Annotated in this window: 20 protein-coding genes, 7 tRNA genes and 2 pseudogenes; 15 read left to right on the top strand and 14 right to left on the bottom strand. The window is 71.1% G+C overall.

Going from position 1 to position 25,419, the window contains the following annotated elements; translation table 11 throughout:
- Positions 1-268: 268 nt before the first annotated feature.
- Positions 269-1,009: an SDR family oxidoreductase gene (locus ACZ402_RS09875; RefSeq protein ID WP_375823514.1), complete on the bottom strand. Its 741-nt coding sequence runs from the start codon at positions 1,007-1,009 to the stop codon at positions 269-271.
- A gap of 115 nt (positions 1,010-1,124) precedes the next feature.
- Between ACZ402_RS09875 and ACZ402_RS09870 the strand changes: the two genes are divergently transcribed.
- Positions 1,125-1,718 (top strand): TetR/AcrR family transcriptional regulator, encoded by a 594-nt coding sequence (locus ACZ402_RS09870; RefSeq protein WP_375823513.1) that lies wholly within the window; start codon positions 1,125-1,127, stop codon positions 1,716-1,718.
- Here ACZ402_RS09870 and ACZ402_RS09865 read toward each other — a convergent pair.
- Positions 1,702-1,872: a hypothetical protein gene (locus tag ACZ402_RS09865; RefSeq protein ID WP_375823512.1), complete on the bottom strand. Its 171-nt coding sequence runs from the start codon at positions 1,870-1,872 to the stop codon at positions 1,702-1,704. The two genes, ACZ402_RS09870 and ACZ402_RS09865, sit on opposite strands and share 17 nt — an antisense overlap.
- Positions 1,873-1,990: 118 nt before the next feature.
- The gene (locus tag ACZ402_RS09860; protein ID WP_375823511.1) at positions 1,991-2,899 is read right to left on the bottom strand and encodes an aldo/keto reductase; all 909 of its coding nucleotides are present in this window, start codon (positions 2,897-2,899) and stop codon (positions 1,991-1,993) included.
- Positions 2,900-2,987: 88 nt separating this feature from the next.
- Here ACZ402_RS09860 and ACZ402_RS09855 point away from each other — a divergent pair, with 88 nt between their 5' ends.
- Positions 2,988-3,620: a TetR/AcrR family transcriptional regulator gene (locus ACZ402_RS09855; RefSeq protein WP_375823510.1), complete on the top strand. Its 633-nt coding sequence runs from the start codon at positions 2,988-2,990 to the stop codon at positions 3,618-3,620.
- Between the two features lie 33 nt (positions 3,621-3,653).
- On the opposite strand, the gene ACZ402_RS09850 is transcribed toward ACZ402_RS09855, so the two are convergent.
- From ACZ402_RS09850 to ACZ402_RS09840, 3 genes are all read right to left on the bottom strand, one after another.
- Positions 3,654-6,530 (bottom strand): ATP-binding protein, encoded by a 2,877-nt coding sequence (locus ACZ402_RS09850; RefSeq protein ID WP_465272277.1) that lies wholly within the window; start codon positions 6,528-6,530, stop codon positions 3,654-3,656.
- A complete protein-coding gene (locus ACZ402_RS09845; protein WP_375823509.1) occupies positions 6,527-7,288 on the bottom strand; it encodes a sigma factor in 762 nt (253 codons plus the stop codon). Before ACZ402_RS09845 ends, ACZ402_RS09850 begins: the two co-directional genes overlap by 4 nt.
- 215 nt (positions 7,289-7,503) lie before the next feature.
- Positions 7,504-10,302: a helix-turn-helix transcriptional regulator gene (locus tag ACZ402_RS09840; RefSeq protein ID WP_375823508.1), complete on the bottom strand. Its 2,799-nt coding sequence runs from the start codon at positions 10,300-10,302 to the stop codon at positions 7,504-7,506.
- A 70-nt stretch (positions 10,303-10,372) separates the two neighbouring features.
- Here ACZ402_RS09840 and ACZ402_RS09835 point away from each other — a divergent pair, with 70 nt between their 5' ends.
- The 4 genes from ACZ402_RS09835 (at position 10,373) to ACZ402_RS09820 (ending at position 14,921) form a co-directional block, all read left to right on the top strand.
- Positions 10,373-12,160 carry an L-aspartate oxidase gene (locus tag ACZ402_RS09835; RefSeq protein ID WP_375823507.1) on the top strand — a complete coding sequence of 596 codons (1,788 nt, stop codon included), beginning with the start codon at positions 10,373-10,375 and terminating at the stop codon, positions 12,158-12,160.
- Positions 12,161-12,375: 215 nt separating this feature from the next.
- Entirely contained in the window at positions 12,376-13,173 is a 798-nt protein-coding gene (locus tag ACZ402_RS09830) for an alpha/beta fold hydrolase (protein WP_375823506.1), read from the top strand.
- 26 nt (positions 13,174-13,199) lie between these two features.
- Positions 13,200-14,150 carry an alpha/beta hydrolase gene (locus ACZ402_RS09825; RefSeq protein WP_375823505.1) on the top strand — a complete coding sequence of 317 codons (951 nt, stop codon included), beginning with the start codon at positions 13,200-13,202 and terminating at the stop codon, positions 14,148-14,150.
- Positions 14,151-14,174: 24 nt separating this feature from the next.
- Positions 14,175-14,921 (top strand): alpha/beta fold hydrolase, encoded by a 747-nt coding sequence (locus ACZ402_RS09820; protein ID WP_375823504.1) that lies wholly within the window; start codon positions 14,175-14,177, stop codon positions 14,919-14,921.
- A gap of 78 nt (positions 14,922-14,999) precedes the next feature.
- Here ACZ402_RS09820 and ACZ402_RS09815 read toward each other — a convergent pair whose 3' ends face one another.
- Positions 15,000-15,293, bottom strand: coding sequence for a helix-turn-helix transcriptional regulator (locus ACZ402_RS09815; RefSeq protein WP_375823802.1), 294 nt, complete (start codon positions 15,291-15,293; stop codon positions 15,000-15,002).
- Between the two features lie 84 nt (positions 15,294-15,377).
- Positions 15,378-15,914, bottom strand: a pseudogene (locus ACZ402_RS09810) (cupin domain-containing protein); the annotation flags it as partial.
- Positions 15,915-16,056: 142 nt separating this feature from the next.
- On the opposite strand from ACZ402_RS09810, the gene ACZ402_RS09805 reads away from it, so the two are divergent.
- Positions 16,057-17,004, top strand: coding sequence for an SDR family NAD(P)-dependent oxidoreductase (locus tag ACZ402_RS09805; RefSeq protein ID WP_375823503.1), 948 nt, complete (start codon positions 16,057-16,059; stop codon positions 17,002-17,004).
- Between the two features lie 4 nt (positions 17,005-17,008).
- Here the strand turns inward: ACZ402_RS09805 and ACZ402_RS09800 are convergent, their stop codons facing one another.
- From ACZ402_RS09800 to ACZ402_RS09775, 6 genes and pseudogenes are all read right to left on the bottom strand, one after another.
- Positions 17,009-18,010, bottom strand: coding sequence for an NADPH:quinone reductase (locus ACZ402_RS09800; RefSeq protein ID WP_375823502.1), 1,002 nt, complete (start codon positions 18,008-18,010; stop codon positions 17,009-17,011).
- 1 nt (position 18,011) lies between these two features.
- Positions 18,012-19,169 (bottom strand): annotated as a pseudogene (locus ACZ402_RS09795) (low temperature requirement protein A); the annotation flags it as partial.
- Between the two features lie 213 nt (positions 19,170-19,382).
- Positions 19,383-20,132, bottom strand: coding sequence for an SDR family oxidoreductase (locus ACZ402_RS09790; RefSeq protein ID WP_375823501.1), 750 nt, complete (start codon positions 20,130-20,132; stop codon positions 19,383-19,385).
- 744 nt (positions 20,133-20,876) lie between these two features.
- Positions 20,877-20,948 (bottom strand) — tRNA-Val (locus ACZ402_RS09785).
- A 54-nt stretch (positions 20,949-21,002) separates the two neighbouring features.
- Positions 21,003-21,923: an aminotransferase class IV gene (locus ACZ402_RS09780; protein WP_375823500.1), complete on the bottom strand. Its 921-nt coding sequence runs from the start codon at positions 21,921-21,923 to the stop codon at positions 21,003-21,005.
- Positions 21,920-23,017, bottom strand: coding sequence for an anthranilate synthase component I family protein (locus ACZ402_RS09775; protein ID WP_375823499.1), 1,098 nt, complete (start codon positions 23,015-23,017; stop codon positions 21,920-21,922). The genes ACZ402_RS09780 and ACZ402_RS09775 overlap by 4 nt, the downstream gene beginning before the upstream one ends.
- Before the next feature lie 177 nt (positions 23,018-23,194).
- Here ACZ402_RS09775 and ACZ402_RS09770 point away from each other — a divergent pair.
- The 8 genes from ACZ402_RS09770 to ACZ402_RS09735 all read left to right on the top strand — a co-directional run bounded on the left by ACZ402_RS09770 (position 23,195) and on the right by ACZ402_RS09735 (position 25,253).
- Positions 23,195-23,267 (top strand) — tRNA-Gly (locus ACZ402_RS09770).
- 48 nt (positions 23,268-23,315) lie between these two features.
- Positions 23,316-23,386 (top strand) — tRNA-Cys (locus tag ACZ402_RS09765).
- Between the two features lie 22 nt (positions 23,387-23,408).
- Positions 23,409-23,480, top strand: a tRNA-Val gene (locus ACZ402_RS09760).
- A gap of 160 nt (positions 23,481-23,640) precedes the next feature.
- Positions 23,641-23,713: transfer RNA gene (locus ACZ402_RS09755), tRNA-Gly, on the top strand.
- 54 nt (positions 23,714-23,767) lie between these two features.
- Positions 23,768-23,838: transfer RNA gene (locus ACZ402_RS09750), tRNA-Cys, on the top strand.
- A gap of 19 nt (positions 23,839-23,857) precedes the next feature.
- Positions 23,858-23,932: transfer RNA gene (locus ACZ402_RS09745), tRNA-Val, on the top strand.
- 57 nt (positions 23,933-23,989) lie between these two features.
- Positions 23,990-24,877 (top strand): hypothetical protein, encoded by an 888-nt coding sequence (locus tag ACZ402_RS09740; protein ID WP_375823498.1) that lies wholly within the window; start codon positions 23,990-23,992, stop codon positions 24,875-24,877.
- Between the two features lie 52 nt (positions 24,878-24,929).
- A complete protein-coding gene (locus ACZ402_RS09735; protein WP_375823497.1) occupies positions 24,930-25,253 on the top strand; it encodes a DUF2277 domain-containing protein in 324 nt (107 codons plus the stop codon).
- The last annotated feature ends 166 nt before the right edge of the window (positions 25,254-25,419 follow it).

Below are 25,419 nucleotides of genomic sequence, written 5' to 3'. Positions count from 1 at the left end.
GAGGCCCGGCGGCTACCACGTGCTCGCTATCCCCACCTGGGAGCGAAAGGTACGCGTGCTCGCCGTGTGGCTGACGGCCTCGCTCTTCGGGCGCGACATCGTCTCGCTGGCGTCGGTGCAGAGACCGCGCGCAGCGTCCGTCGCTGCGACACCCGCGGATCCGAGGCCGGCGACGACGGACGGCTCGACGGGCCCGACGCGCCGGGTCGCCTGACACGAGCACGCCGCCCGCGACGCCACTGCCGGCGTCACGGGCGGCCTTCGCCCATCAGAGCACCTGCTCCGTCGGCCGAATGAGGAGCTCGCTGATCGACACGTGCGGCGGGCGGGTCACCGCGAAGAGGACCGCCTCGGCAACGTCCTGCGGATCCAGGATCCGGATCTCCCCGGCCATCCGTGCGGCGAGCTCGCGCATGGCCGGGTCGCTGAGGTGGCTCGCCAGCTCGGTGTCGACCATGCCTGGCTCGACGAGCACCACGCGAACCCCCTGCTGCGCAACCTCCTGGCGCAGGGCCTCCGAGAAGGCGTTCACACCGTGCTTGGTGGCGGCGTAGACACCGGCGCCGGCCGATGCCGTTCGACCTGACGTCGACGACGTCTGCACCAGGGTCCCCCGGCTGGCGATGAGGTGCGGAAGCGCGGCGTGCGACACGTGCATGGTGCCCAGCAGGTTCGTGCGCATCATGCGCTCCCACTCCCCCGGGTCGGCGTGCTGTACGGGTCCGGTGAGCATGACGCCCGCGTTGTTGACCACGACGTCGATCCCCCCGAGCATCTCGGCAGCGGTCGCCACGCCCGCCCGCGCGGAATCTTCGTCGGCGACGTCGAGAGCCAGCGGCATGATCGTCCCTGACAGCCCGTCGGCCTGAGCGGCGACCTCCTTGAGTCGCTCCACCCGCCGCCCCGCAGCGACGACACCGGCCCCGGCGTCGGCAAACGTGCGAGCGACTGCCGCGCCGATGCCCGACGAGGCCCCCACGACCAGCACCTTGCGATCCGTCATGTCCATTGCCTACTCCTCTTCCAATCCCCAAGATGACCAAGCGGTCATGTTAGATGCTACCTCTAGAACATGACCGACGGGTCATGTTCTGCTAGCGTGACCGGCGAAGGAGGTGGTCGCGATGCGCGCTGATGCTGCACGTAACCGCGAGGCGGTCATCTCAGCGGCCGCCAGCGTCCTGGCAAGTTCGGGCCTGAGCGCCTCGGTGTCCGACATCGCCGATCGAGCGGGAGTCGCGAAGGGCACGGTCTTCCGGCATTTCGCCTCGAAGGAGGACCTGGTCTCTGCCGTCGTCGCCGGCCTGGTCAACGAGCTCGTCGATCAGGCCGAGGGCCTTCTCGACGCGACCGACCCCCTGCAGGCACTGCGGGAGTTCGTTGCCGCCGGGATCAGGCTGCAGGCACGAGATCAGGCCTTCTGCCAGCTCGCGTCGACGGCAGAGCTCGCGATCCCGGGCCTGACGGAACGGCGGACGCGCCTCGAGAACGTCGCCGACCTCCTGGCCCGCCGCGCGGTGGAGGCCGGCGCAGTACGTGCCGACGTCACCGGCCGCGAGGTGGTCGGGATGATGACCGCCTCGTATCAGGGCGCGTGCGCGACCGGCGACCCGGGACGCTGGCCGTACTTTCTCTCGCTCCTCGTCACCGGACTTCGTCACGCGGACGACTCGTCCCCCTCGCCACCGAGGCAAGCCGTCGTCACGGCCAGGGCGTGAACCATCTCCGCTTGAACGCCGCCCAGCGCTTCCTGAAGGACAGCCGGCGGAGCTCGCTGCGGGTTGGCGCACCGATCACCCGCTCGAGCGCGCGGTCGAGGCGGAGCTCGTATCCGATGTCCGCCAGTCGGCGCTCTTCCCACTTGCTCAGCATGTGAACTTCCGCCTCCCCTGCAATGAGCCCGCCCACGGAGGGCAGAGCGTGCGACTGAACGTTCGACCAGGCTGGCGGACGATCCGTGACGGCGGGTCGACCTGATGCGGGAGCCGGGCTACCGCCTTGCCGCCGAAGGATCGGTCCAGACGGAGTTCAGCGCGGCGAGTGTCGAGTCGTCGAGCACGATGTCGCCCACCGCAAGGTTGTCCCGCAGGTGCTCGATCGAGGCAGTGCCAGGGATGAGCAGGACATTCGGCGCGCGATGAAGGAGCCAGGCCAGTCCCACCTGGGCCGGTGTGAGCTCGAGACGCTCCGCCGCGGATCGCACCACCGGCTCGTCAGTCACCCTCGGCGCGCCCTGCATCGTGCCCCCGAGCGGGTAGAACGGGACCCACGCGATCTTCTCGTCGATCGTCAGCTCCAGGAGGTCTTCACGGTCACGAGCCACGACGCTGTAGTTGTTCTGCACGCTCGCGACCCCGGCGGGCAACGCGCGCTGCACGATGTCCAGGCTGACGTTGCTCAGACCGATCGCGCCGACGAGGCCCTCGTCGCGCATCTGGACAAGCTCGGCGAGCTGGTCGTCGACGTCGACCCTCTGATCGTCAGGGATCGGCAACCCGTCCATGCGCCGCAGGTGGACGACCGAGACCTGGTCGACCCCCAGGCCGCGCAAGTTCTCCTCGACGCCCGCGCGCAGCTGCTCCGGTCGCTGGGCGGCTCGCATGCCGGCCTCGCTCGGCTCGACACCGACCTTCGTCGCGACGACGACGCCGTCGTGGGACCGGAGCGCCTCGCGCAGAAGCCCGTTGACCCAGCCACCGGCGTAGAACTGTGCCGTGTCGACGTGGTCGACACCGAGCTCGAACGCCCGGCGAACCAGCATGAGGGCCGCAGCGCGATCCTGGCGGAGTCGACCGAGCTGCATCGCGCCGTAGCCGACGGCCGAGACGGTCCGGCCTCCGATCTCGGCTCGCCGAGTGCCGGACGGGCCGGCGGAAGCAGCGGGGATGAGAGCTGTCATGGTCACGACCTCGGTTCCCGTGGGAGTATGGCGCTAAGCGGAGGGTCTTCCGCTTAGACACGCTACCCCACACCGGAAGGGCTTCCGATTGAAGTTGCCACGGACACACGATGTCGACCCTCCCACCGGGCCGGCGGACGGGACGCCACGGCCGCTGCGCGCAGACGCACAGCGCAACCGCGACCGGCTCGTCGACGCAGCGCGGGCCGCTCTGGCGAAGGACGAGGGCGCCTTGACGTGCGAGGATGTCGCCCGCGATGCCGGGGTGGGGGTCGGGACGCTCTATCGCCACTTTCCGAACCTCGGAGCGCTCGTCGAGGCTGTCTACAGCGCCGAGCTGGACCAGCTGGCGGCAACGGCGCCGGGGCTGCTCGATCACTTCCCGCCCGATGAGGCACTCCGCACGTGGGCCGAGCGCTACGTGCGCTTCACGACGACTCAGCCCGGCCTGAGGCCAGCCCTCCGTTCCGGCATGGCGAGCGGCACCGTCCCGGCCCCGCACACCCGCCAGGTGCTCACGAGGGTCGTCGCCGACTTCCTCGCGTCCGGTGCCCGCAGCGGTTCGCTCCGCGCGGACGTCAGCCCGCAGGGCGCCACATCGCTTCTCCTGGGCGTGATGCTCTCCATCGCGACCGAACCGGCGCACGACGCCGGGTCCGACCGCATCCCGGCGATGGTCGGCCTGTTCGTCGACGCGTTGCGGGCACCGACTGCCAGTTGACCGCGAACCCGTTCGTCTGACGTCTGCCGACTGTCAGGCCTGTAGATCCGCGAGCCGTGCGCCGATGTCCTTGCGCGAGCTGATGCCCAGCTTCGAGAAGACCTTGCGCAGGTGCCACTCGACGGTGTGTGCGCTCAGGAAGAGTTGGGCGCCGATCTCGGGGTTCGTCAGACCGTCAGCCGCGAGCTGCGCGATGCGCGCCTCCTGCTGCGTCAGATCGACGCCGGTGCTCGCGTCCTGCGACGGCTTCGGCATCTGCACCCCGACAGCGGCGAGTTCCTGCCGGGCGCGCTCGGCGAACGCGGCCGCCCCGAACGTGCTCAGCATCCGGTGGGCGAGATCGAGGTTCCGCCTTGCCTCGGATCGCCGTCCCGAACGGCGGAGCCACTCGCCGTACGACAGGTGCGCCCTGGCGAGGAACATTCGCGTACCGCCCCGCTCCAGCCGGTCGATCGCTTCCCGATACCGCCCGTCGGTGTCACGCTCGTTGCCGACCATGGCGGTGACGAGCGCTGCGGTCCCGAGTGCCCAGTCGGTACCGCTCGCCGCCGCCATCTCGACGACGCGCCTCGCCTCGGTGATCGCATCCCCCGGGCGGCCCAGGTGTGCCGCCCCCCAGACGAGCTCGACCATCGCGGAGGACGACAGACCCATCTCGGTGGGATAGGACGCACCGCGCCGGGCCGCGTCGAACGCCTCGTCGTAGCGGCCCAGACCGTTGTAGAGGACGGCCGCTGCCCAACCGGTCGCTGTCGAGACCTTCCCCTCACCATGCAGGAGGAAGTCGTCGGTGACCGTCTGGATGGTCCGTAGCGCCTGCGACTCCCGGCCCTTCCACGGGTCGACGACCAACGCCGCGTAGTGGGCCAGGACGTTGCTGCCGGTGACGTCGCCCACGTTCGCCGCCTCTGCCACGAGCGAGTCCGCCACGGAGAGCTCCCCGGCGAACACCCGGTTGGACAGGCGGAGCAGCAGCGCCGACGGGAGCACTGACAGGGCGCCGGTGCCACGCGCCAGTTCGACCAGGGAGCCGGAGAGGGACGACCAGGTGTCGAAGTCCCAGGCGTTATGGGCCACGCGGCACACGAGCGGCAGCCAGCCGAGCGCCTCGTCCGGTGGCAGCGCGGCCGTCCGGTAGCTCATGAGAGTTCGCTGAATCTGCGGAAGGCCCGCGGCGTACCCGTCGGCTATCACGCGGGACAATCCCACGAGGAGCAGGTCGGATCGGGTGGGCTCGCTCGAGGTCGTCATCTTCAGCACCGACGAGGCGACCTGCTCGATGGACCCGCCGGCGAGCCTGCCGGCCGTCAGCGCCGCGTACATGGCATCGCGGTACGTCTTCTTGGCCAGCTTCGGGTCGAAGTTCTCCAGGCGTTCTGCGGCGGAAAGCAACAGGGGAAGACCTTTGGCCGCGCTTCGAGAGAAGAACTGCAGCCGACCACGCACCAGGTCCGTCCGGGCCTCGTCATAGGCGCTGAGCGGGCTGAGGCTCGCGATGTCGAGCAGTTCCAGCGCCTCGTCGTAGGCGCCGGCCTGACTCTTCGCCTGAGCAGCAGCGAGCGCACGCCGTCCTCGTGCCGTGGGATCGGGGGTGAGTCGTGACGCGCGGTCCAGGAACGCCGCCGCGGCCGCGACACCACCGCGTTCCATCGAGCGCGACGCCGCCTGCTCCATCTGGGTCGCGACACTCTCGGCAGGCTCCGGTGCCGCGCTGGCCAGGTGCCACAACCGACGATCCGGGTCTGACGCCGGGTCGATGGCGTCCGCGAGCGCCTGGTGCACGCGTCGGCGCTCCTGGGGCGTCGCTCCGCGATAGGCCGCCGACCGGACCAGCGGGTGGCGAAAGCGAACCATGCCGCGCCTGGTGACCAGCCCGGCGTTCTCCGCCTCCCGTGCCGCCTCGTCGACGTCGATGCCCATTCTCTCGCCCGCGCGTTGCAGCAGCGCCGCGTCTCCCACGGGTTCGGCCGCCGCGACGAGCAGCAGCTTCCGTGTGGCGGGCGCGAGGTTCTCGATCCTGTGCAGGAACCCCGTTTCGATGCGGCTCGCCAACGGTTGTCCATCGGCCCCCACCGGGTCGGCAGTGCTCAGAGGCGTCCGGTCGCGGGGTAGCTCCAGGATGGCGAGCGGATTGCCTCGCGCCTCGGCAAGGATCTGCTCGCGGATCCGGACGTCGAGCTGGCCGGGCGCGACAGTCTGCAGAAGCGCACGGGCGTCGTGATCCGCAAGTCCCACGATCTGCAGCGCGGGCAGCCGCTCGAAGAATGCGCGTGGGGCCGGCACGCGCTCGGCGAACAGCAGAACCACCCGCTCGGCCACCAGTCGGCGTGCGACGAAAGCGAGCGTCTGCGCAGAGATCTGGTCGAGCCACTGGGCGTCGTCGACGAGACAGATCACGGGCTCGTCCTGGGCGGCGTCACCCAGCAGGCTGAGGACGGCCAGCCCGACGAGGAATCGATCGGGAGGACTGCCCGCACTCATCCCGAACGCGGTCTCCAGCGCCGCCCGCTGCGGCGCACGAAGCTGAGCGAATCGGTCGAGCAACGGCGCGCACAGCTGGTGCAGCCCGCCGAAGGCTAGTTCCGTCTCCGCCTCTACGCCGGCAACGCTGATGACCCTGAATCCCTGCGCGCTGGCACGCGCGTACTCGATCAGCGCGGACTTGCCGATGCCGGGTTCACCACGAAGGACCATGGATGCGCCCTGGCCGTCCCTGGCGGCCTGCAAAAGGTCGTCCACGACGGCGCACTCGCGACGCCGGCCCAGGAGCCTTCCCGACGCCTCGCCAGATCGCTGCATGGTCACCGAGATTATCCTGCCGCGCCCGACGCCCAGCGCGTCGCGCCAGCGACCCGCGCGGCGCGGCGGCCGTGGTATCGGCGTGCCGGTTCCCGTGGTGAGTACGCTCATGCGGCCAGCGCGGGCGTCGCCCCGCGGCGCATGTCGGCGGGCTTCCTCGAGGGTGCCGACGCGAGGCTCAGCGCCGGGCGCACGTGGTGGGCGAGGCATCGCTCCAGGCTCTCGAACTCACCCGTACGGCTGGCCGTCAGGAAGGCCGTGACGAGGCGGCGGTGGGACCGAGGCTCCACCGCGGAGCGCTCCGTGCCCCGTTCGATGCGCCACCGGGCTCGGCTCACCAGCTGTCGCGCGTTGACGGCGCTCGTGCGCAGCAGCCGCGAGACGTCCGCGTAGGAGTAGTCGAACATGCTCCGCAGCAGGTAGGCGGCAAGCTCCGCCCGGGTCAGCCGCGCCATCAGCACGGCGAGGGCCTGCTCGACGGCCGCCGACTGGTCGGCCTGTCCGGACGGGTCGGACACCGTGTCACCCGATTCGGCCGCGATGGTCTCGCTCGGTGCCTCGTAGCGGTGGTGGGCCGACTGAATGACGTTGATCGCCAGCCGGGTGGTCGTCGTGGTCAGGAACGCCTCGGGGTTCTTGATAGCGCCCCTGTCGGTGCGCTGCCATCGCAGCCACGCCTCCTGCACCACGTCCTCGGCGCTCGAGACGTCGCCGCCGGTGACCCGGTAGGCGATGCGGAACAGCCGGGGACGCTGCGAGACGAAGAACGCGATCGCCTGCTGCAGCTCGATGTCGGGTGCGTCAGTCCGCTCGGACGGTTCCTCGGCGATCACGATCGTCGGCGTGGTGTCGGTGCTCGGTGCGTACATCTCGGACTCCTTCGGAGAATGACCGTCGCCCTCCAAGGGCGGTGCATTCACCTTTCGTCCGCGGCACCGATTACCGCGCCACGGGAGTCCGTGGTCGAGTGCGTGGGCGAGTCCGTGGGGGTAGCCGTGGTGCGCCACCACGGACCATGGGGAAATCAGTATCTTCGCAGGTCATCGCCGATGACGCGTGCGTGAGCCTGTCGCCGACAGACGGGTCACGCGGGCGTGCGCATACCGCGGGCCACACCGTCGGGCTCGATCGCAGCGAGCGCGCCGCGCAGCTCGCGGCGGGAGGAGATCCCGAGCTTCACGTACACCTTGCGAAGGTGCCATTCGACCGTGTGCGGGCTGAGGAAAAGCTCCGCGCCGATCTTCGGGTTCGTCATGCCGTCTGCTGCCAACGCGGCGATCTGCGCCTCCTGAGCAGTCAGGCGCGCCGCTGGTTCTACGCTGCGCGCCCGAACCTGGTCGCCCGTGGCGAGGAGCTCACGGCGTGCTCGCTCGGCGAAGGCGCTCGCCGACATCTCCTCGAACATGTCGTGCGCCGCCCGGAGCTGTACCCTGGCGTCCGAACGTCGGCCCTCCCGGCGCAACCATTCGCCGTACAGGAGGTGGGTCCGTCCGACCTCGACGACGACCCGGTCTCGCCTAAGGTGTTCGAGGGCGCTCCGATAGAGCGCGTCGGGCTCGCCGCCGGCGCCGACGAGAGCTGCACACCGTGCCCGGATCCCCTGCGCCCACCCGGTGTCGGCCGCCAGTGTCAGCGCATCGAGGCGAGCGAAGGACTGCTCCGCCTGCTCCGGCGCGCCGCAGCGCACTGCGGCCTCGATGTGTTCGACCAACGACAGGCCCGTGAAGTTGAACCCGTCGTGGTCGATTCCGGTCTGCGAGGCTGCCAGAGCCTCGTCGTACCGCGCCAGCCCGTTGAACAGCACGCCCTGGACGTATCCCGTCACGCCGAGGAGGGACACCTCACCGCGTTCCGTGGCTCGGTGGCGTGCCTCGTCGATGAGGACTGTGGCGGGGCCCTCGACGCCCCGCCACGCCGAATGGACGAGCGCGGCGTAGGCGTGCGGGGCGTTGCCGGTCGCTGCGGCGATCGCGTCGGCCTCGTCGATCAGGCCGGCGGCCCGTGTCAGGTCGCCATGGTGGATGTCCACGCCGCTCGCGTAGATGAGCGCGGGCGGCAGCACCCCGAGGGCTCCGATGTCTCGGGCCAGGCGCACGGCGCGTGCGGACAGGACATCCCACGCGTTCAGGTCCCATGCGTGGTGGATGAACGCCTCCAACGCGACCGGCGCCAACAGGAGCCACCTCATCGTGGCGTCGCGGCCGTCGAGCTCCTCGTGCGCGAACGGCTCGAGCGCGGCCCTCAGGGCCGGAACGCCCTTGCCCGGGCCGTCGGAGAGCAGCATCGCCACAGCGTCCAGCAGGACGTCGGACGGGGCAGAGCCCGGCGTCGCCGCGCCGAGCTCGCGCGCCGCCCACGCAGCGGCGACGGCACCGGACGGCCCGTGGACCCGGCCGGAGAAGACCGTCGCGCTGATCGCCTCGAGGTAGGTCTCGCGCGCCAGCGCGGATTTCTCCTTCGCGAACGTCGACGCGGCGTCCAGGAGGAGCGGGGCGGCCTCGTCGCTCCGACTTCGCGCGAACAGGACGCGTGCACGCAGGCGGGTGAGCCGAGCACGGTCGAGCGGGCTCAACGGGCAAAGATCTGCGACGGACGCCATCTCCGTGGCTCGGTCGGGAGACGCGGCGGAGAAGTGCGCCTCCGCCGCGGCAAGGGCCCGGCGTCCCCGCAGTCCCTGGTCGGGCGTCAGGTCGGCAGCCCGCTCGAGGAGCACGGCCTCGGCCGCCATACCGCCGCGTTGCCGGGCCCGGTCGGCCGCCTGCTCCAACGCCTCGGCGACCCCCTCGTCGAGACCTTCGCACGACTGCGCGGCGTGCCACGCTCGCCGGTCGGGCTCCAGCTTGGGATCCGTGGCGGACGCGAGCGCCCGATGGACGCTGCGGCGCTCCTGCGGTGTCGCCGCGCGGTAGACGGCGGAGCGAGCGAGGGGATGACGGAACCGGATCGACTCGCCGAACTCGATGAGCCCGGCGGCCTTGGCCGGCGCGGCATCTGGCGTGATGCCCAGGTGACCGGCCGCCCGCTGAAGCAACCGGCTGTCACCCACGGGCTCGGCGGCGGCCAGGAGCAACAGAGTCCGCGTCGACGCCGGGAGCGACTCCAGCCGGCGTGCGAAGTCCTCCTCCACACGGCTCGAGACCGACGATGTGTCGGCAGCGTCAAGGCCGTAGACCAGTTCCGCCCCACTGCGACCGCGTGAGAGCTCGAGCAGCGCGAGCGGATTTCCGTGGGTCTCCGCAACCAGCCGCTCACGGACCGGCCCCTCCAATCCACCACCGACCGCGATGTCGAGCAGCTCGCCGGCGGAGACAGGGTCGAGTCCCTCGACCCTGAGCTCGGCGAGCCCGGTCAGCGCTGCCGTCCCTTCCGGCTCGCGAACGGCGAAGACCATCGCGACGGACTCGGCAAGCAGCCGTCGGGCCACGAACTCGAGCGTCTGACGCGAGACCTGGTCCAACCATTGCGCGTCGTCGACCACGACGAGCACCGGCCTGGGCTCCGATGCCCGGGTGAGCAGGGTCAGCACGGCCAGCCCGACCAGGAACCGGTCAGGCGGGTCACCGGCCGCGATGCCGAAGGCGACCTGAAGGGCGTCACGCTGCGGTCCGGGCAGGGCGGGGATCTCGCTGAGGAACGGGGTGCACAACTGGTGCAGGCTGGCGTATGGCAGTTCCATGTCGGCCTCGACGCCTTGCGCCCGAGTCACCGTGATCCCCGATGCCTGCGCGGTCACGTAGTCGAGCAGTGCCGTCTTTCCCTCTCCGGCCGCACCTCGCAGAACACGAACGGCCGAGTCCCCGCTGCGAAGGCGAACGAGCAGATCGTCCAGGACCGCACGCTCGGGTACCCGTCCGACCAGCTTCGGCAGCGACTTGGTGCTCATCGGACTCCTGGGCTCGCGGCGAGCGTCACGTCTGTGGCCGCCCTCGGAGGCAGATTACCCGGGTTGTCACATGCGGCGACGTCGCACGGTCGACCAGGACGACCACACGTCTGCCTCAGGAGGAATCGTGTCTCCACGCGTCCATCAGCTCGCCACCTCGGTCGTCGTGATCGGGACCGGAGGTTCAGGACTTCGCGCAGCCATCGAGCTCGCAGAGTCGGGGGTCGCCGTGCTCGCGGTGGGCAAACGGCCGGCGTCCGACGCCCATACGTCGCTCGCGGCAGGCGGCATCAATGCCGCACTGGCGACGACGGACCCTGCTGACACCTGGGAGCAGCACGCGGCGGACACACTCCAGGAGAGCTACCTGCTGGCCGACCCCCGGACGGTTCAGGTCGTGGCCCAGAACGCGCCGCGGGGCATCGACGACCTGGAGCGGTACGGCATGCGCTTCGACCGGCAGCCCGACGGACGGATCGCGCAGCGGTACTTCGGCGCGCACACCTACCGGCGTACCGCCTTCGTGGGCGACTACACGGGACTGGAGGTCCAGCGGACCCTCGTCAACCGCGCCTCCCAGTTGGACATCCCGGTGCTGTCGACCGTCTACATCACGCAGCTGCTGGTGAACGACGGGGTCGTCTTCGGCGCGTACGGCTTCGACCTCACCGACGGATCGCGATACCTGATCCACGCGGATGCCGTGATCCTCGCCGCGGGCGGGCATACCCGCATCTGGCGGCGCACGTCGTCCCGCCGCGACGAGAACACCGGCGACGCGTTCCGCCTCGCTGCCGACGCGGGGGCCAGGCTGCGCGACGCCGAGCTGGTGCAGTTCCACCCGTCGGGGCTGGTCGAGCCGGAGAACGCCGCGGGAACGCTCGTCAGCGAGGCCGCACGTGGCGAGGGCGGAGTCCTGCTCAACAACCTCGGCGAACGATTCATGGCCCGGTACGACCCCGAGCGCATGGAACTGTCGACACGCGATCGGGTCGCGCTCGCGTCGTACACGGAGATCAAGGAGGGTAGGGGAAGCCGTTCCGGCGGCGTCTGGCTGGACCTCTCCCACCTGCCGCGCGAGACGATCCTCACGCGGCTGCCGCGCGTCTACCAGACGCTGCTGGAGCTGCAGATGCTGGACGTCACGCGCGACCCGATCGAGGTCGCCCCGACGGCCCACTACTCGATGGGCGGCGTCTGGGTGCGCCCGGAGGATCACAGCACAGACGTCGACGGGCTCTTCGCCATCGGGGAGGCCTCGAGTGGGCTGCACGGCGCGAACCGGCTCGGCGGGAACTCTCTCATCGAGCTCCTGGTCTACGGCCGGATCACCGGTCGCGCGGCCGCCGATTACTCGGCAGGGCTCGCGACGCAGAGGCGGTCGCTCGGGGCGATCCGGGACGCCGACTCGTCGATCGACATGCTGCTAGACGCCGACGGCGACCAGAACGTCCGGGCGATGCAGCGCAGCGTCCGGGACCTGATGACCGAGCACGCGGGAGTCGTCCGCGACGAGGTCGGCCTGCGCGCCGGGCTCGCCGCCCTGGACGAGGTCGAGGACCGGATGTCGCACGCCGGCGTGCACATCGACATCGCCGGATACCAGGACCTCGCGCACGCATTCGACCTTCGCTCTGCCGTCCTCTCGGCCCGGGCCACGCTGGAGTCCGCGCTGGAGCGGCGGGAGTCGCGCGGCTGTCACAACCGGTCCGACTATCCCGACCTCGATCCGGAGCTGCAGGTCAACCTGGTGTGGTCCCCCGCCCACGGCGTGCAGCGGGAGGCCATCTCGCCGATCCCGACCGACATCGCCGAACGGATGCACGACGTCTCGGCCGACGGGAAGCTGGTCGAGTAGAGGCCTCCCGGGATCCGCCCGAGACGGCTCCCGCGGACGGCGGGTGTCACGCAGGTGCTCGACGCCCGGTCGATCAGTGCGACGGCATCCGCCGTCCCGCGAGGGCCATCGCCCAGCGGTTCCGCCCTCCGAACGGGAGACTTCTCATGACCGTGACAACTCGCTCCGCACTGCGCAGGGCGCGGCGCAGGGCACGCCGCCGAGCCGGCCTCGCGATGCTGGTCAGTCTGTTCACCATCGGCTCGGTGGTCGCGCTCCCCGGGGCCGCGGACGCCCACACCAGCGAGCGCCACGGCTCGAAGCCCACGATCGTCCTGGTCCACGGCGCGTGGGCCGATGCGTCGAGCTGGACCGGCGTCGTCCGACAGCTGCAGGCCGACGGATACCGCGTGGTCGCGCCGGCGAACCCGCTGCGGTCCCTCGAGTCGGACTCCGACTACCTCGAGACGCTCCTCGCCACCATCGACGGGCCGATCGTCCTCGTCGGGCACTCCTACGGGGCCGCGGTCATCACCAACGCCGCCGCCGGGGACCCGGCCGTCCAGGCCCTGGTGTTCGTCAACGGCTCGGTGCCCGCCGAGGGTGAGACGGTCGCGGAGCTCGCGGGTCCCGACTCGGCGCTGTCGGTGTCCGACCCGACGACGATCTTCGACTTCGTCCCCGCCGCGCTACCGCCGACGCCCGAGACCGATGTGTACCTGAAGTCCACGACGTTCCTGCGGTCCTTCGCCACCGGCCTGAGCCGTGACCGTGCACTCGCATTGTGGGCGACACAGCGGCCCGTCACGTTCGGAGCGCTGAACGAGACCTCCGGAAAGCCCGCGTGGGAGTCGATCCCGAGCTGGTACCTGATCGGCACCGAGGACCGGGTGATCCCGTCGAGCGCCCAGGAGGACATGGCCGACAAGGCCGGATCGACCGTGGTCCGGTACCACGCCGGCCACCTCGGCCCCATCACTCACCCCACCCAGGTCACCCGGACCATCACCGCGGCAGTGCGCGCCACCCGCTGACCGCAGCTCTCCCGAAAGGAAAGACCATGAGCAACCACCACCTCGAGCCCGAGGCGCAGACGATCGCCGACGCGACCGCGAAGCCGCCGTTCTTCTACGAGATGACGCCCGACCAGGCGAGGAAGGTCCTGGACGACCTCCAGGCCCTCCCGACCTCCAAGCCCGACGTCGAGGAGGAGTGGATCGTCGTCCCGGCGCACGTCGGCGAGGTGCACGTGCGCGTCGTCAAGCCGGCCGGGACCGCCGCCCCCCTGCCCGCCATCCTCTACATGCACGGCGGCGGCTGGGTCCTCGGCAACGCCGGGACCCACGACCGGCTGGTGCGGGATCTCGCCACCGGCGCCAACGCCGCCGTCGTCTTCGTGGAGTACGACCGGTCGCCAGAGGCGCAGTACCCGGTAGCGATCGAGCAGGGGTACGCGACCGCGCAGTGGATCACGGCCCACGGAGCCGACCTGGGCATCGACCCCGAGCGGATCGCCGTCGCCGGCGACTCCGTGGGCGGCAACATGGCCGCGGCGCTGACGATCATGGCCAAGCAGCGTGGCGACGTGACCTTCGTGCACCAGTCGCTCTACTACCCGGTGACGGACGCCGCGCAGGACTCGGCCAGCTACGTGGAGTTCGCCGAGGGGCCGTTCCTGCTCGCGAAGTCCATGGCGTGGTTCTGGGACGCGTACCTGCCGGACCTGTCCAAGCGTGCCGAGATCACCGCGTCGCCCCTGCGCGCCACGCTCGCGGACCTGGCAGGACTGCCCGAGGCGTTCGTGGTGGTCGACGAGAACGACGTCCTGCGCGACGAGGGCGAGGCCTACGCGCGCAAGCTCATCGAGGCCGGTGTCCGGACCACGACCGTCCGGTACAACGCGACCATCCACGACTTCATGATGCTCAACCCGCTGCGTCCGTCTGCCGCCTCGAGCGGCGCGATCGCGCAGGCCGTCGGCATCCTCCGCACCGTGCTCCACGGACGCTGACCTCTTCACGACAGGAGAACCCTCATGAGTACCCAAGTCCCGACCATCGTGCTCGTGCACGGCGCGTTCGCCGAGTCCGCCAGCTGGGACGGCGTCATCGACCGGCTCCACGAGCTCGACATCGACACGATCGCGGTCGCCAACCCTCTGCGCAGCGTCACCAGCGACGCGGCCTACCTGCGCGACGTGATCTCCGGCCTCGGCAAGCCCGTACTGCTCGTCGGCCACTCGTACGGCGGAATCGTGATCACCGAGGCAGCCGCAGACAACCCGGCGGTCGTCGGGCTCGTCTACGTCTCCGCGTTCGCCCCGAACCACGGGGAAAGCGCGCTCGAGCTCTCGACCCACGTCCCCGGGAGCACCCTGGGCGACGCCCTCACGGCCTACCCGGTGTCGACGGGGGGCAACGAGTTCACGATCCGCCTCGACGCGTTCCACGACCAGTTCGCAGCCGACGTCCCCGCAGTCGTCGCCCAGAACATGGGCCGCACCCAGCGCCCCGTGACCGAGGTGGCGCTCAGCGAGGGTCTGCCCACCAGCTCGCCCGCCTGGCAGACCCTGCCGTCGTGGTTCGTCTTCGGCGACCAGGACCGCAACATCCCGGCGGCAGAGCTGCGTCTTGAGGCCCAGCGTGCGCGTGCTCGAAGCGTCAACGAGGTGTCCGGCGCCTCGCACGCGATCGCCGTCTCGCGCCCCTACGAGGTCACGGGCACCATCCTCGAGGCGCTCAGGGAGTTCAGGACCGCCGGCACCGCGCACGACGCCGCCTGAGGCGCCGCACCCCGGCGCCTCGTGGAACCCAAGGTGGGTGGCCGCCACGGCGGCCACCCACCTTCGTCGTCAACGGCATCACGATGTCCCTCGCCGACGCCGATAGACACTCGGGGACATCCCGAGGACCCGCTTGAACGCCACGCTCAAGGCGCTTTCCGTGCCGTAGCCCACCGAGTGGGCGACACTGGCGACCGTCATCTGCCCGTCGTGCAGCTGACGAGCCGCGAGCTCGATACGCCAACGGGTGAGGTAGTCCAGGGGCCCGATCCCCACGAGGGTCTTGAACCGCGAGGCCAGGGTGGAGCGAGAGACCGACGCCCGCGCCGCCAGCTCCGCCACGGTCCACGGGTGCGCCGGGTCCCCGTGCATCTGCGCGAGCGCAGCGGCCACGACGGGATCTCTGAGACCCGCCATCCAGCCCGACGCGGCACGAGGGTCCCGCGCGATGTGGAGGCGCAGCACATGGACGAGCATGACCGTGGCGAGATGCTCGGCGACCACGCTCGAGGCCATCGGCCTGTGCGTGAGCTCGTCCTCGATCTCGGACAACGCCCACGCCACCGTCTCCGCATGTCGACTGCCCGCCGGGATGTGCAGCACCGGAGGCAGCCGGCCGATCAGGAGCTCCCGAGCGCGCGCTCCGAAGGAGAACTCGCCACCCACGAGCAACACCCCATCGCCTTAGCCCACCCGGGCGACACCGTCTTCCGCCCGCGCGAACACCGGCCCCGCGTCGACAGGAACGGCGGCCGGGTCGCTTCGCAGCACGAAGGGGGCAGGGCGCGTGAGGAGGTAGCAATCCCCCTGCGACAGCTCGATCACCCCCTCGACCCCGTCAACCTCGAGCACGCACGAGCCACGACGTACGGCGTTGAACTTCACTCCCTCCGGCGGCTCGAACCGCAGCGCCCACGTTCCTCCGGCGGCAAGGGGGGCGGAGAGATGGCTGCGCGGCGAGAGCAGGGTCAGAACGTCTTCGAGCGGATCCATCAGCATCCCGATCAGGCTGGACGATCACGAAAGTTTGCTAGCCCTTCAAATAGAGATCGTCCAACATTCGCGGCCTAGCCTGAATCCAGGCCCCCACCTATCCCAGGAGAGCAGACACGTGACAACCGACGATCTCCGTCGAGTGACGACCCCGTTCACCCCCAAGGCCAGCGCCCGCGACGTCGTCGACGGCATCGACCTCACTGGCCGACGCGCCGTGGTCACCGGAGGCAGCGCAGGCCTCGGCGCCGAAACGGTACGCGCCCTACATTCCGCCGGCGCGGAGGTCACGATCGCCACACGACGCCCTCGAACCGCGGATGCGCTCCTGGCGGAGCTGAACTCGGCGAGCTCGGCCGCCCGGGTACGGGTCGAGGCGCTCGACCTCGCCGACCTGGCCTCGGTCCGCAGCTTCGCACGGGCGTGGAGCGGGCCGCTCGACATCCTCGTGGCGAACGCCGGCATCCTCGCGCTGCCCGAGCGCACCCTGACACCGGAGGGCTGGGAGATGCAGCTCGCGACGAACTACCTGGGCCACTTCGCGCTGACCCTCGGCCTCCACGGTGCGCTACGGCAGGCCGAGGCGGCTCGCATCGTGGTCGTCAGCTCCGGCGCGCACCGGGACTCGCCCGTCGACTTCGAGGACCCGCAGTACGAGCGACGGCCCTACGACCCCTGGGGGGCCTACGGGCAGTCCAAGACCACGGACATCCTGCTCACCGTGGGGGCGCGCCGCTGGGCGGGTGACGGCATCACCGCCAACGCGGCCAACCCGGGATACATCCTCACCGGCCTGCAGCGGCACGTGGACGACGACACCATGCGCGCCTTCGGCGTCATGGACGGCGAGGGCAAGCTGACGCCGCTGCCGTACTACAAGACGCCCGAGCAGGGGGCGGCCACCTCCGTGCTCCTGGCCACGTCGCCGCTCCTGAAGGGCGTGACCGGTCGCTACTTCGAGGACAACCAGGAGGCGCGAACGGTGCGAGACGACGACACCGAGCCAGGCGGCGTCGCGGAGCACGCGCTGGACCCGGAGTCCGCCGACCGCCTCTGGGAGTACGCGACGGGAACTATCGGCGACATGTGAGGTGTCAGCCCCGCGCAGGCCTCAGCACGAGCCGAACTCCAGCCGCGGTGCCCGTCTCGATGCGTGCGTGCGCCTCACCGGCCCGATCGAGGGGAAGCTCCTCGATCGGGCCGGGTTCCAACGTTCCCTCGCGCACGAGCCGGTTGATCTGTCCGGCGGCAGCGGCGAGCTCCGCCGTCGACGCGTTGCTGATGGCGTACCCGACGATGCGTCCGTCTCGGGTGTACAGAGATCCGACCGGGAGGCCGGGGCGTTCTGACAGGCCGGCCATGAGGACGATGCGTCCCCTCTGTGCCAGGAGCTCGACCGCGAGCTCGAGGTCATGGCGGCCGGAGGTGTCCAGGTGCAGGTCGACGCCATCAGGTGCCGCGTCGCGCAGCAGGTAGCCCAACCTAGGATCGCGGTAGTCGAAGGCCTCGCGCGCGCCGAGCCGCCGGCACGCGTCGAGGTCCGCCGCGCTGGCCGTCGCGACGACGCTCGCTCCGACGCGGGTCGCGAAGACCGTCGCCACCCGTCCCACGTGGCCCGCCGCTCCGGCTACCAGGACTGTCTCGCCGGCCCGGGCGCGGCCGTGTACCACGATCCCCAGGAATGCGGTCGCGGCCGGGTGGACGACAGCGACCAGCTCAACAGGGTCTGCGCCGGGTGGGGCGTGATACAGCCTGTCCGCGGCGACGACAGCGAACTCGGCGGCCGCGCCCTGGCGTCCACCGTGTCCCAGGCTGTTCGTCCAGACGAGGTCGCCCGGCCTGAAGCCGATGATGCCCGACCCGCACGCCACGACCGTGCCCACGAGGTCCCGTCCGACGACGAACGGGAACGGCATCGCCGTCTGGTAGGCACCGGACCGCACGAAGGTGTCAACGGCGTTCACAGCCACCGCCTCGACCTGCACGAGCACGTCGGTCGGGCCGCAGCGGGGCACGGGGACCGGACCGTACTGGATGCTGCTCGCCGGGCCACGACTCTCGACATAGGCCGCATTCATCGTGTCGAGCCCCACCATGTCAGTCTCCCTGCGTCTGTTCTCTCACGCCGATGTCGGTCGATCGACGTCCACTTCCACGTCCGGGGCGGCGTGGGTCCGTGTGATCCACGACGACCGCTCCTGCTGCGGCCAGCGCCACCAGACAGATGCCCGCAATCAGGCCCGTCGCCTGGGACGCCGGGACGACGATCAGGAGGATCAACAGGAGCGTGACGGTCGCAGCACGATTCCGGGACGGGCGTCCTCCGCCGCCGAGGCGCAACAGCTCGACCGACGCGATCGTCAGAGCGACCGGAGTGGCCACGGTGAACGTGGCGACCCAGACGGGCAGGGCCGCCGTATGACCGGTGCTGGCGGCGACTGTGACCTCAAGGCCAGCACCAAGCGCGGCGAGGGATGCGAACGGCACATAGTGGCCGTATCCCCAGAGGAAGGAACGGTGTCGCCGGACAGCGAGTGGCTCGCCGGCAGGCACCGCGAAGTAGAGCCACCAGAGCGATGCGATGATCGCGAGACTCGACGCGGAAATGATGGCCAGGCTCAGGCCTGCAGCGTCCTCCACGACGCTGACGACGCCCGTCGTCACGGCGAGCACTCCCTCGCCGAGGAGGATGATCGTGAACAACGAGTAGCGCTCTGCGATGTGGTGCGGATGCCACGACGTCGGGCCTCCGGCACGCTCGGCCCACACGGGGACCAGGAGCTCCATCGCTGCCAAGGTCACGAACGTCGCGACGCCGAACCGATCGGTCAACCCCAGCCGGGCGAGCCACAGGATCTGCAGGCTGGCGATGCCGCCGGCGTACCGCAGGGAGGTCGGTCGACCCGAGGGGTGTTGGACCGCCGCGCGGAGCCACATGCTCAGTAGCCCGACCCGCATGATCAGGTAGCCGATCGTGACGACCGCGTAATCGCTGTGTTCGAAGGCTCGGCCCGTGCCCGCCGCGAGGACGAGCACGCCGCCCATCTGAACGAAGGTTGCCAGGCGGTAGGACAAGTCGTCGATGTCGTATGCCGACGCGAACCATGTGAAGTTCATCCAGGCCCACCAGATCCCGAAGAGGACCATGAGGAAGGGCCCGATGGCCGACGAGAGGTGCCCGTCGAGCGTGGCGTGGGCCAGCCGCCCGGCAAGCTGCGCGATTGCGACGACGAACGTGAGGTCGAAGGGCAGTTCGAGCGGGGTGGCTGATCAGTGGGCCTCGTCGATCTCTCGAGGGCGCATGCTCCGCCGTCCGGTACGAGAGCGGCCGACTATTGCGGGGTACGGCGGCACGGCTTCCTCCGACCGGTGGTGAACGAGGTTCGTCCGGTGCCCGGGCGGGGCACGCCCAGGCACCGGACAGCTCACCGCCCCGAGGGGGGAAGACTCAGGACGACGAGCGTTCGATCAGCGGCCGGAGCCGGCGAGCCACTCCTCGTAGCTCGTCGTGCCCAGGACCGCGTCGGGGCCGGGGACGAGGTCGTCGTCCTTCAGCACGGTCCCGAAGTACTTCGCGCTCGGGTCGGCGACGATCTCCCGCTCGTCCCCGGTGCGAGCCAGCGCAGCCCCGATGAACTCCGACATGCGGACCTTCTCGGGGCCGCCCGTCTCCGCGATGCCGTTCACCGGCTCGCCGGCCGCTGCCCGCCCGACCGCCGTGGCGACGTCGTCGGAGGCCATCGGCTGGTAGTAGGCCGTCGACAGCTGCGCCTTGCCGTCGATCATCGAGGAGTTGGCGATGGCGGTGGAGAACTCGAAGAACTGGGTAGCACGGACGATCGTGTAGGGGATGCCCGACTCCACGATCAGCTTCTCCTGCGCGACCTTGGCGCGCAGATAGCCGCTGTCCGGCAGCCGGTCGTCGCCGACGATCGACAGGGCGACGTAGTGCTTGACCCCCGCCTCCTTCGCCGCGGCGATCAGGTTGTTGGTCGACGTCACGAAGAAGTTCATGACGTCGTCGTCCGCGAACGACGGGGAGTTGGACACGTCGATCAGGACATCCGCTCCGGCGACCGCCTCCGTCACCCCCTCGTTGGTGATCGTGTTGCAGCCGGTCTGCGGGGCGGCGGGGCTCGCGTCGTGCCCATGGGCGTTGAGCTTCTCGACGACCTTGGAACCGATCAGTCCGGTCCCACCGATGACGACAACCTTCATGGGAAGCACCTCTCTGGAATCTGGGAGATGAGGGGCTGCGCCGTAGGTCTCGCGACCCCTCTGCACCACTGACCGAGCAGCGGCGCAAGGTGTGACAGCGGCGGGTGACGAGCGGGTCCAGTCGCTCTCTGCTTCCGGCCTGGCCCACAGCGGGCCCCGGTGAAACCCGGTGAGTCCCGTCCTTACCTGCGACTCGACCCTCCGCTTGTCGCAACGTTCGACCGAGGGGTGCGCCAGGCTGTGACACCCGTTCTTGCTGTCCTTGCGCGGATCGGTCGGACCGTCTTGCGCGGCGAGTGCGCAGTCGAAGGAGCCTCGGTCCCGCACGGCGCACGCGGGCGAGCGGTGAAAGATGGCTGGACGATATCGATCCAGAACTTCTCCCCGTACGCATGCTGACCTGTGCCGATGCATGGTCCGAGGGGCGCGTACGGGGTACGTACGGGGTGGTGCACCCCGTACGTTCTCGGTAACGCACTCAGCCCAGCGTGAGGCGCATGAAGCGCGCTACCGCTCCCGCGGTCTGTACGCCGGCGACGATCGTCGCCGCGTCGTCCGCGCCGTCGCTCGGGCGGGCGGCGCTCACCTACGCAGAAGCAGAAGTGGCCGTCTTTCCCCGCCAGTCGGACGGGAAGGCGCCGATGACGCGGCGCGGCTTCCTCGACGGTCGGGTCCACCAGGGGCAGACACGAGAGAGGGCCTCTGACCTGCGGATTCGCAGGTCAGAGGCCCCAACACTCAGGGTGGGCGATACTGGGTTCGAACCAGTGACCTCTTCGGTGTGAACGAAGCGCGCTACCACTGCGCCAATCGCCCGAGTGCGTGGTCGATACTAGCCTGAAACGGACCGGATCGAAAAACCGGCGCGGATCAGGGGTCGAGACGCTCGCGACGGCGCCGCTCGAAGAGCTCGCGCGCGGCGAGCGACAGCCCCCCGGCCGCGACGTCGACACCGTCGATCCAGGTCACGGGCTGGACGTTGCGGACCGAGCCGGTGAGGAGCAGCGCGGCCTCTCCTGCGGTCACCTCGTCGAGCACGGCGAACGGGAGCTCTCCGGGACGGGCCTCGCGCACGGGCAGCCCGTCCTCCGCGGCCCACTCCAGCAGCAGCTCGCGCGTGATGCCGGCGAGGCAGCCCGACGCCAGCAGCGGCGTGACGAGCTCGCCCCCGCGCTCGACGAACACGTTCGCCCCCGTGCCCTCGCACAGGTCGCCCGCGGTGTTGGCGAGGAGCGCCTCGTCGCCGCCCTGCGCGACGGCGTGGGCGAGGGCGACGACGTTCTCGGCGTACGACGTCGTCTTGAGCCCGGCGACGGCCGACCGCTCGTTGCGCGTCCACGGCGAGCGCACGGCGCGCCCGGTGGGGCTGAGGGTCGCGGGTCCGGCGGCGACGACGACGGTCTGCGCGCCGGGCGTCCGACCGGAACCGAGCGGGCCGACACCCGCGGTCACGGTGATGCGCAGGCGGCCGACGTCGCCCGCCCCCGCGCGCGTCCGGGCGCCGGCCTCGGCGAGGACGGCCGCGACGCCGTCGAGCACGCGCTGCTCGTCCGGCGCGTCGAGCCCGAGGCCCACGGCGGACCGCGCGAGCCGGCGCAGGTGGCGCGTGAGCGCGAACGCCTGCCCGTCGAACACCGCGCACGTCTCGAACACGCCGTCCCCGACCGTCAGGCCGTGGTCCACCGCGCTCAGCGCCTCCTCGCCCGGGCGGACGAGACGTCCGTCGGCCCAGATCACGAGGTTCTCGGACGGGCGGTCGGACGTCGGCGTCGTGGCGGCGGCGGGGCTCATGGCTCCAGTGTGCCGGAGGCGAGGCCGACGAGGCGCCGCGCCTTGAGCTCGGTCTCCTCCCACTCGCGCGCCGGGTCGCTCCCCCACGTGATCCCGGCCCCCGTGCCGAACCGGAGCACGCCGTCGGCCCACCAGAAGGTCCGGATCCCGACGGCGAGCACCGCCTCGTCGCCGTCGACCCAGCCGATCGCGCCGCAGTACGGGCCGCGCGGGACGGGCTCGAGCGCGTCGATGATCCGGAGCGCGGACGACTTCGGGGCGCCGGACACGGACGCGGGCGGGAACGTCGCGTCGAGCAGCGCCGGCCACAGCGACGCGCCGCCGCGCAACCCGGGACGCAGGCGGCCGGTGACCGTGCTCACGAGGTGCACGAGACCCGGGTGCGCCTCGACCGCGAGCAGGTCCGTGACCTCGACGGTCCCCGGGTCGCACACGCGCTGGAGGTCGTTGCGCACGAGGTCGGTGATCATGACGTTCTCCGCGCGGTCCTTGGCGGTGAGCCCGTCCGGGGTGGGCGCGGTGCCCTTGATGGGGCCGGAGGTGACCGCCCCGCCCGCGACGCGGAGGAAGAGCTCCGGCGACGCCGTCACGACCCACGCCGGGTCGACGCCGGAGCCCGCCGGGACGTGCAGGACACCCCCGTACGGCGCCGGGTTCCCGCGGGCCAGACGGCGGCCGAGGGCCACGGCGTCCGGCTCGCCGCAGTCCGGGCCGAGCAGCGGGGCCGACAGCACGCGACAGACGTTGGCCTGGTAGACCTCGCCCTCACGGACCTCGTCGCGCACGCGGGCGACCGCGGCCTCGTACGCGGCCCGGTCCATCGAGCTCGTCCAGCCCGACGGCGCGGGTCCGCGCCACGCGTCCCCGTCCTCCCGGGCGAGCACGGCCGGGTCGACGCGCTCGGCGAACCGCCACGCGCGCGCCCGCCCGCCGCGGGCCCGCGCGTCGAAGTCCGCCACGACGAACCACGGACCGTCGTCGGCGAGCCGCTCCGGCTCGCGCCACAGGTCGACGACCTCCACCACGCCCAGGGCGGCGCGGTCCCCGAAGAGCGCGAGCCCCGGCCTCGACGACGTTCTCCCAGGTCCTGGCACGGGACCACGCTACCGAGCGTGCGCGCACACCCCGACGGGTGCTCGGGACGCGCCCGACGCGCGCGCGACGGTGCCGGTTGGACGCCGGGCGCGAACGTGGACTAATGTCTGGGACGCGCCGGAACGCCGGAGGGCAAACGGGAAGCGATTCCTCGACACCCTCGACAGTCCGGCCGCGCGGATGTGGCTCAGTTGGTAGAGCATCACCTTGCCAAGGTGAGGGTCGCGGGTTCGAGTCCCGTCATCCGCTCGGAGGCCCACTCTCCGTCCGCCCTCGTGGCGGCGGAGGGCAGGTCGCGGTGGAGTGGCCGAGAGGCGAGGCAGCGGCCTGCAAAGCCGTATACGTGGGTTCGAATCCCATCTCCACCTCGCAGACAGCACCACCCCATGGGGGCGATTGGCGCAGCGGTAGCGCGCTTCCCTGACACGGAAGAGGTCACTGGTTCGATCCCAGTATCGCCCACGAGCACGACGCGAGAGGCCGCCCCGGCACCGTCCGGAGCGGCCTCTCGCGTGCCGACCGTCACCCGGACCGGATGCACGGTTCAGGTCGGAAGTCGGCTAGTATGTGCTTCGCGCCGGAACACGGGAGGGCTCACAAGAGCTCTCGCAGGACCGGCCGCGCGGATGTGGCTCAGTTGGTAGAGCATCACCTTGCCAAGGTGAGGGTCGCGGGTTCGAGTCCCGTCATCCGCTCGGAGGCCCACTCTCTGGCCTGCTCCTCCGGGAGCGTGAGAGGACGCGTCTCAAGGTGGAGTGGCCGAGAGGCGAGGCAGCGGCCTGCAAAGCCGTATACGTGGGTTCGAATCCCATCTCCACCTCGCAGCAGTGCAGCACCCCGGGCGATTGGCGCAGCGGTAGCGCGCTTCCCTGACACGGAAGAGGTCACTGGTTCGATCCCAGTATCGCCCACCAGCACGAAGGCCGTCCCGGTTCACCGGGGCGGCCTTCGTCGTCCACTACCCTCGGCCCATGCCCGACCTGCGCCCCGCCCACGACGTGCTGCCGCTCGGCACCGCCCCGCGTCCCACGACCGCCGCCGAGCTCCTCGCCCGGCTGCGCCCCGCCCTGCTCGGCCTGCTCGGGCCGACCGTCGAGGGCGCCGACCGGGCGCGGCTCGACGCAGACCTCGACGGCCCCGACGTCTCCCGGCTCGACGTCGACCTGACGGGGGTGCGCGTGCGCGTCGGCAGCCAGGGCGCCGCTCGGAGCGCGGAGCACGCGTCCGGCCGCTCGTCCCGGGACGTCGAGGACGTGCGCTCGCGCGAGGACGCGGTCCTGCGCCGGGTGCGCGTCGACGCGCACCCGCTCCTGGTCGAGGACGTGCCGGTGGACGTCGTCGCCGAGGCCGAGGGCCTGCGGTTCCGCTGGGTCGAGGACACCGCCGGCGGCCTCGGGGTCGAGGGCGTCGAGCCCGACGACGCCGCGCCCCTCACCGGCCACGTCCGGGTCGCGGCCCCGCGTGACGCGATCGTCGCGACCGCACGGCGGCTCGTGGCGACGGAGCTCCAGAACCTCGGCCTCACGCTCGCGTCGCTCGACGTCGAACTCGAGTCGGCGGGGCCCCGCAGGGTGACCCTCCGCGGGTTCGCCCGGGTCCGCAAGGGGATCCTCTCGGCGAGCGTGCGCGCGACGGCGACCGCGGAGGTCGACGCACGGATGGTGCTCGCCGTCCGGGACCTCGAGCTGTCGAGCCGCAACCCCGTCGTCGCGGCGCTGCTCGTCGCGGCGCGCGGCGACCTCGCGAAGGTCGAGGGCCGCCAGGTCGACCTCGTGTCCGACCTGCCGCCGGGCGTCCGCCTCGCGGACGTCCGCGTCGACGTCGGCGAGACGCTCGCCGTCTCGGCACGCTTCGCCTGACGAGGCCGGGCCGCCCTTGTGGCGCGCCTCGCGCGCACGTAGCGTCGGGAGCATGTGCCGGAACATCACGACCCTGCGCGGCCTCGAGCCGCCCGCCACCGACGAGGAGATCGAGGCGGCCGCGCGTCAGTTCGTCCGCAAGGTCACCGGGATCCAGCGCACGAGCGCGGCGACCGAGGAGCCGTTCGAGCGCGCGGTCGACGAGGTCACGGCGATCGTCGCGCGGCTGCTCGACGAGCTGCCGGAACGCCGCAACCCGCCGTCGACCGTCCCCCCGCTCCGTCGCGAGGAGGTCCGGGCGCGCATCGCCGCGCGTGAGGCGGCCGAGCGCGAGCACGAGCGGGCGCACGCCCTGGGGATCGCGCACACCCACTGAGCGGGAGCAGGTCCGGCGCCCGCACGGTCGGCGCGCGGCGACCGTGGCGCGCGCGGCAGCGCGACGAGGCCGTCTAGGCCCTGTCCTGCGAATGTTCTTGGCATGTGTCCGGTAATGTCCGGGTTGTGGGTGTGGGGCGTGGTGAGCTGACTGACACGGCGTGGGC

Source organism: Cellulosimicrobium sp. NPDC030954 (assembly GCF_055571305.1).
This window is presented reverse-complemented; position numbering and strand designations above follow the sequence as displayed.

Bases quoted from the DNA above. Each gene is read 5' to 3' on its own strand.
- ACZ402_RS09875 (WP_375823514.1), bottom strand. From the start codon at position 1,009: ATGGACATGACGGATCGCAAGGTGCTGGTCGTGGGGGCCTCGTCGGGC.
- ACZ402_RS09870 (WP_375823513.1), top strand. From the start codon at position 1,125: ATGCGCGCTGATGCTGCACGTAACCGCGAGGCGGTCATCTCAGCGGCC.
- ACZ402_RS09865 (WP_375823512.1), bottom strand. From the start codon at position 1,872: ATGCTGAGCAAGTGGGAAGAGCGCCGACTGGCGGACATCGGATACGAG.
- ACZ402_RS09860 (WP_375823511.1), bottom strand. From the start codon at position 2,899: ATGACAGCTCTCATCCCCGCTGCTTCCGCCGGCCCGTCCGGCACTCGG.
- ACZ402_RS09850 (WP_465272277.1), bottom strand. From the start codon at position 6,530: ATGAGCGTACTCACCACGGGAACCGGCACGCCGATACCACGGCCGCCG.
- ACZ402_RS09845 (WP_375823509.1), bottom strand. From the start codon at position 7,288: ATGTACGCACCGAGCACCGACACCACGCCGACGATCGTGATCGCCGAG.
- ACZ402_RS09840 (WP_375823508.1), bottom strand. From the start codon at position 10,302: ATGAGCACCAAGTCGCTGCCGAAGCTGGTCGGACGGGTACCCGAGCGT.
- ACZ402_RS09835 (WP_375823507.1), top strand. From the start codon at position 10,373: ATGCGGCGACGTCGCACGGTCGACCAGGACGACCACACGTCTGCCTCA.
- ACZ402_RS09830 (WP_375823506.1), top strand. From the start codon at position 12,376: ATGCTGGTCAGTCTGTTCACCATCGGCTCGGTGGTCGCGCTCCCCGGG.
- ACZ402_RS09825 (WP_375823505.1), top strand. From the start codon at position 13,200: ATGAGCAACCACCACCTCGAGCCCGAGGCGCAGACGATCGCCGACGCG.
- ACZ402_RS09820 (WP_375823504.1), top strand. From the start codon at position 14,175: ATGAGTACCCAAGTCCCGACCATCGTGCTCGTGCACGGCGCGTTCGCC.
- ACZ402_RS09815 (WP_375823802.1), bottom strand. From the start codon at position 15,293: ATGCACGGGGACCCGGCGCACCCGTGGACCGTGGCGGAGCTGGCGGCG.
- ACZ402_RS09800 (WP_375823502.1), bottom strand. From the start codon at position 18,010: ATGGTGGGGCTCGACACGATGAATGCGGCCTATGTCGAGAGTCGTGGC.
- ACZ402_RS09790 (WP_375823501.1), bottom strand. From the start codon at position 20,132: ATGAAGGTTGTCGTCATCGGTGGGACCGGACTGATCGGTTCCAAGGTC.
- ACZ402_RS09780 (WP_375823500.1), bottom strand. From the start codon at position 21,923: ATGAGCCCCGCCGCCGCCACGACGCCGACGTCCGACCGCCCGTCCGAG.
- ACZ402_RS09740 (WP_375823498.1), top strand. From the start codon at position 23,990: ATGCCCGACCTGCGCCCCGCCCACGACGTGCTGCCGCTCGGCACCGCC.
- ACZ402_RS09735 (WP_375823497.1), top strand. From the start codon at position 24,930: ATGTGCCGGAACATCACGACCCTGCGCGGCCTCGAGCCGCCCGCCACC.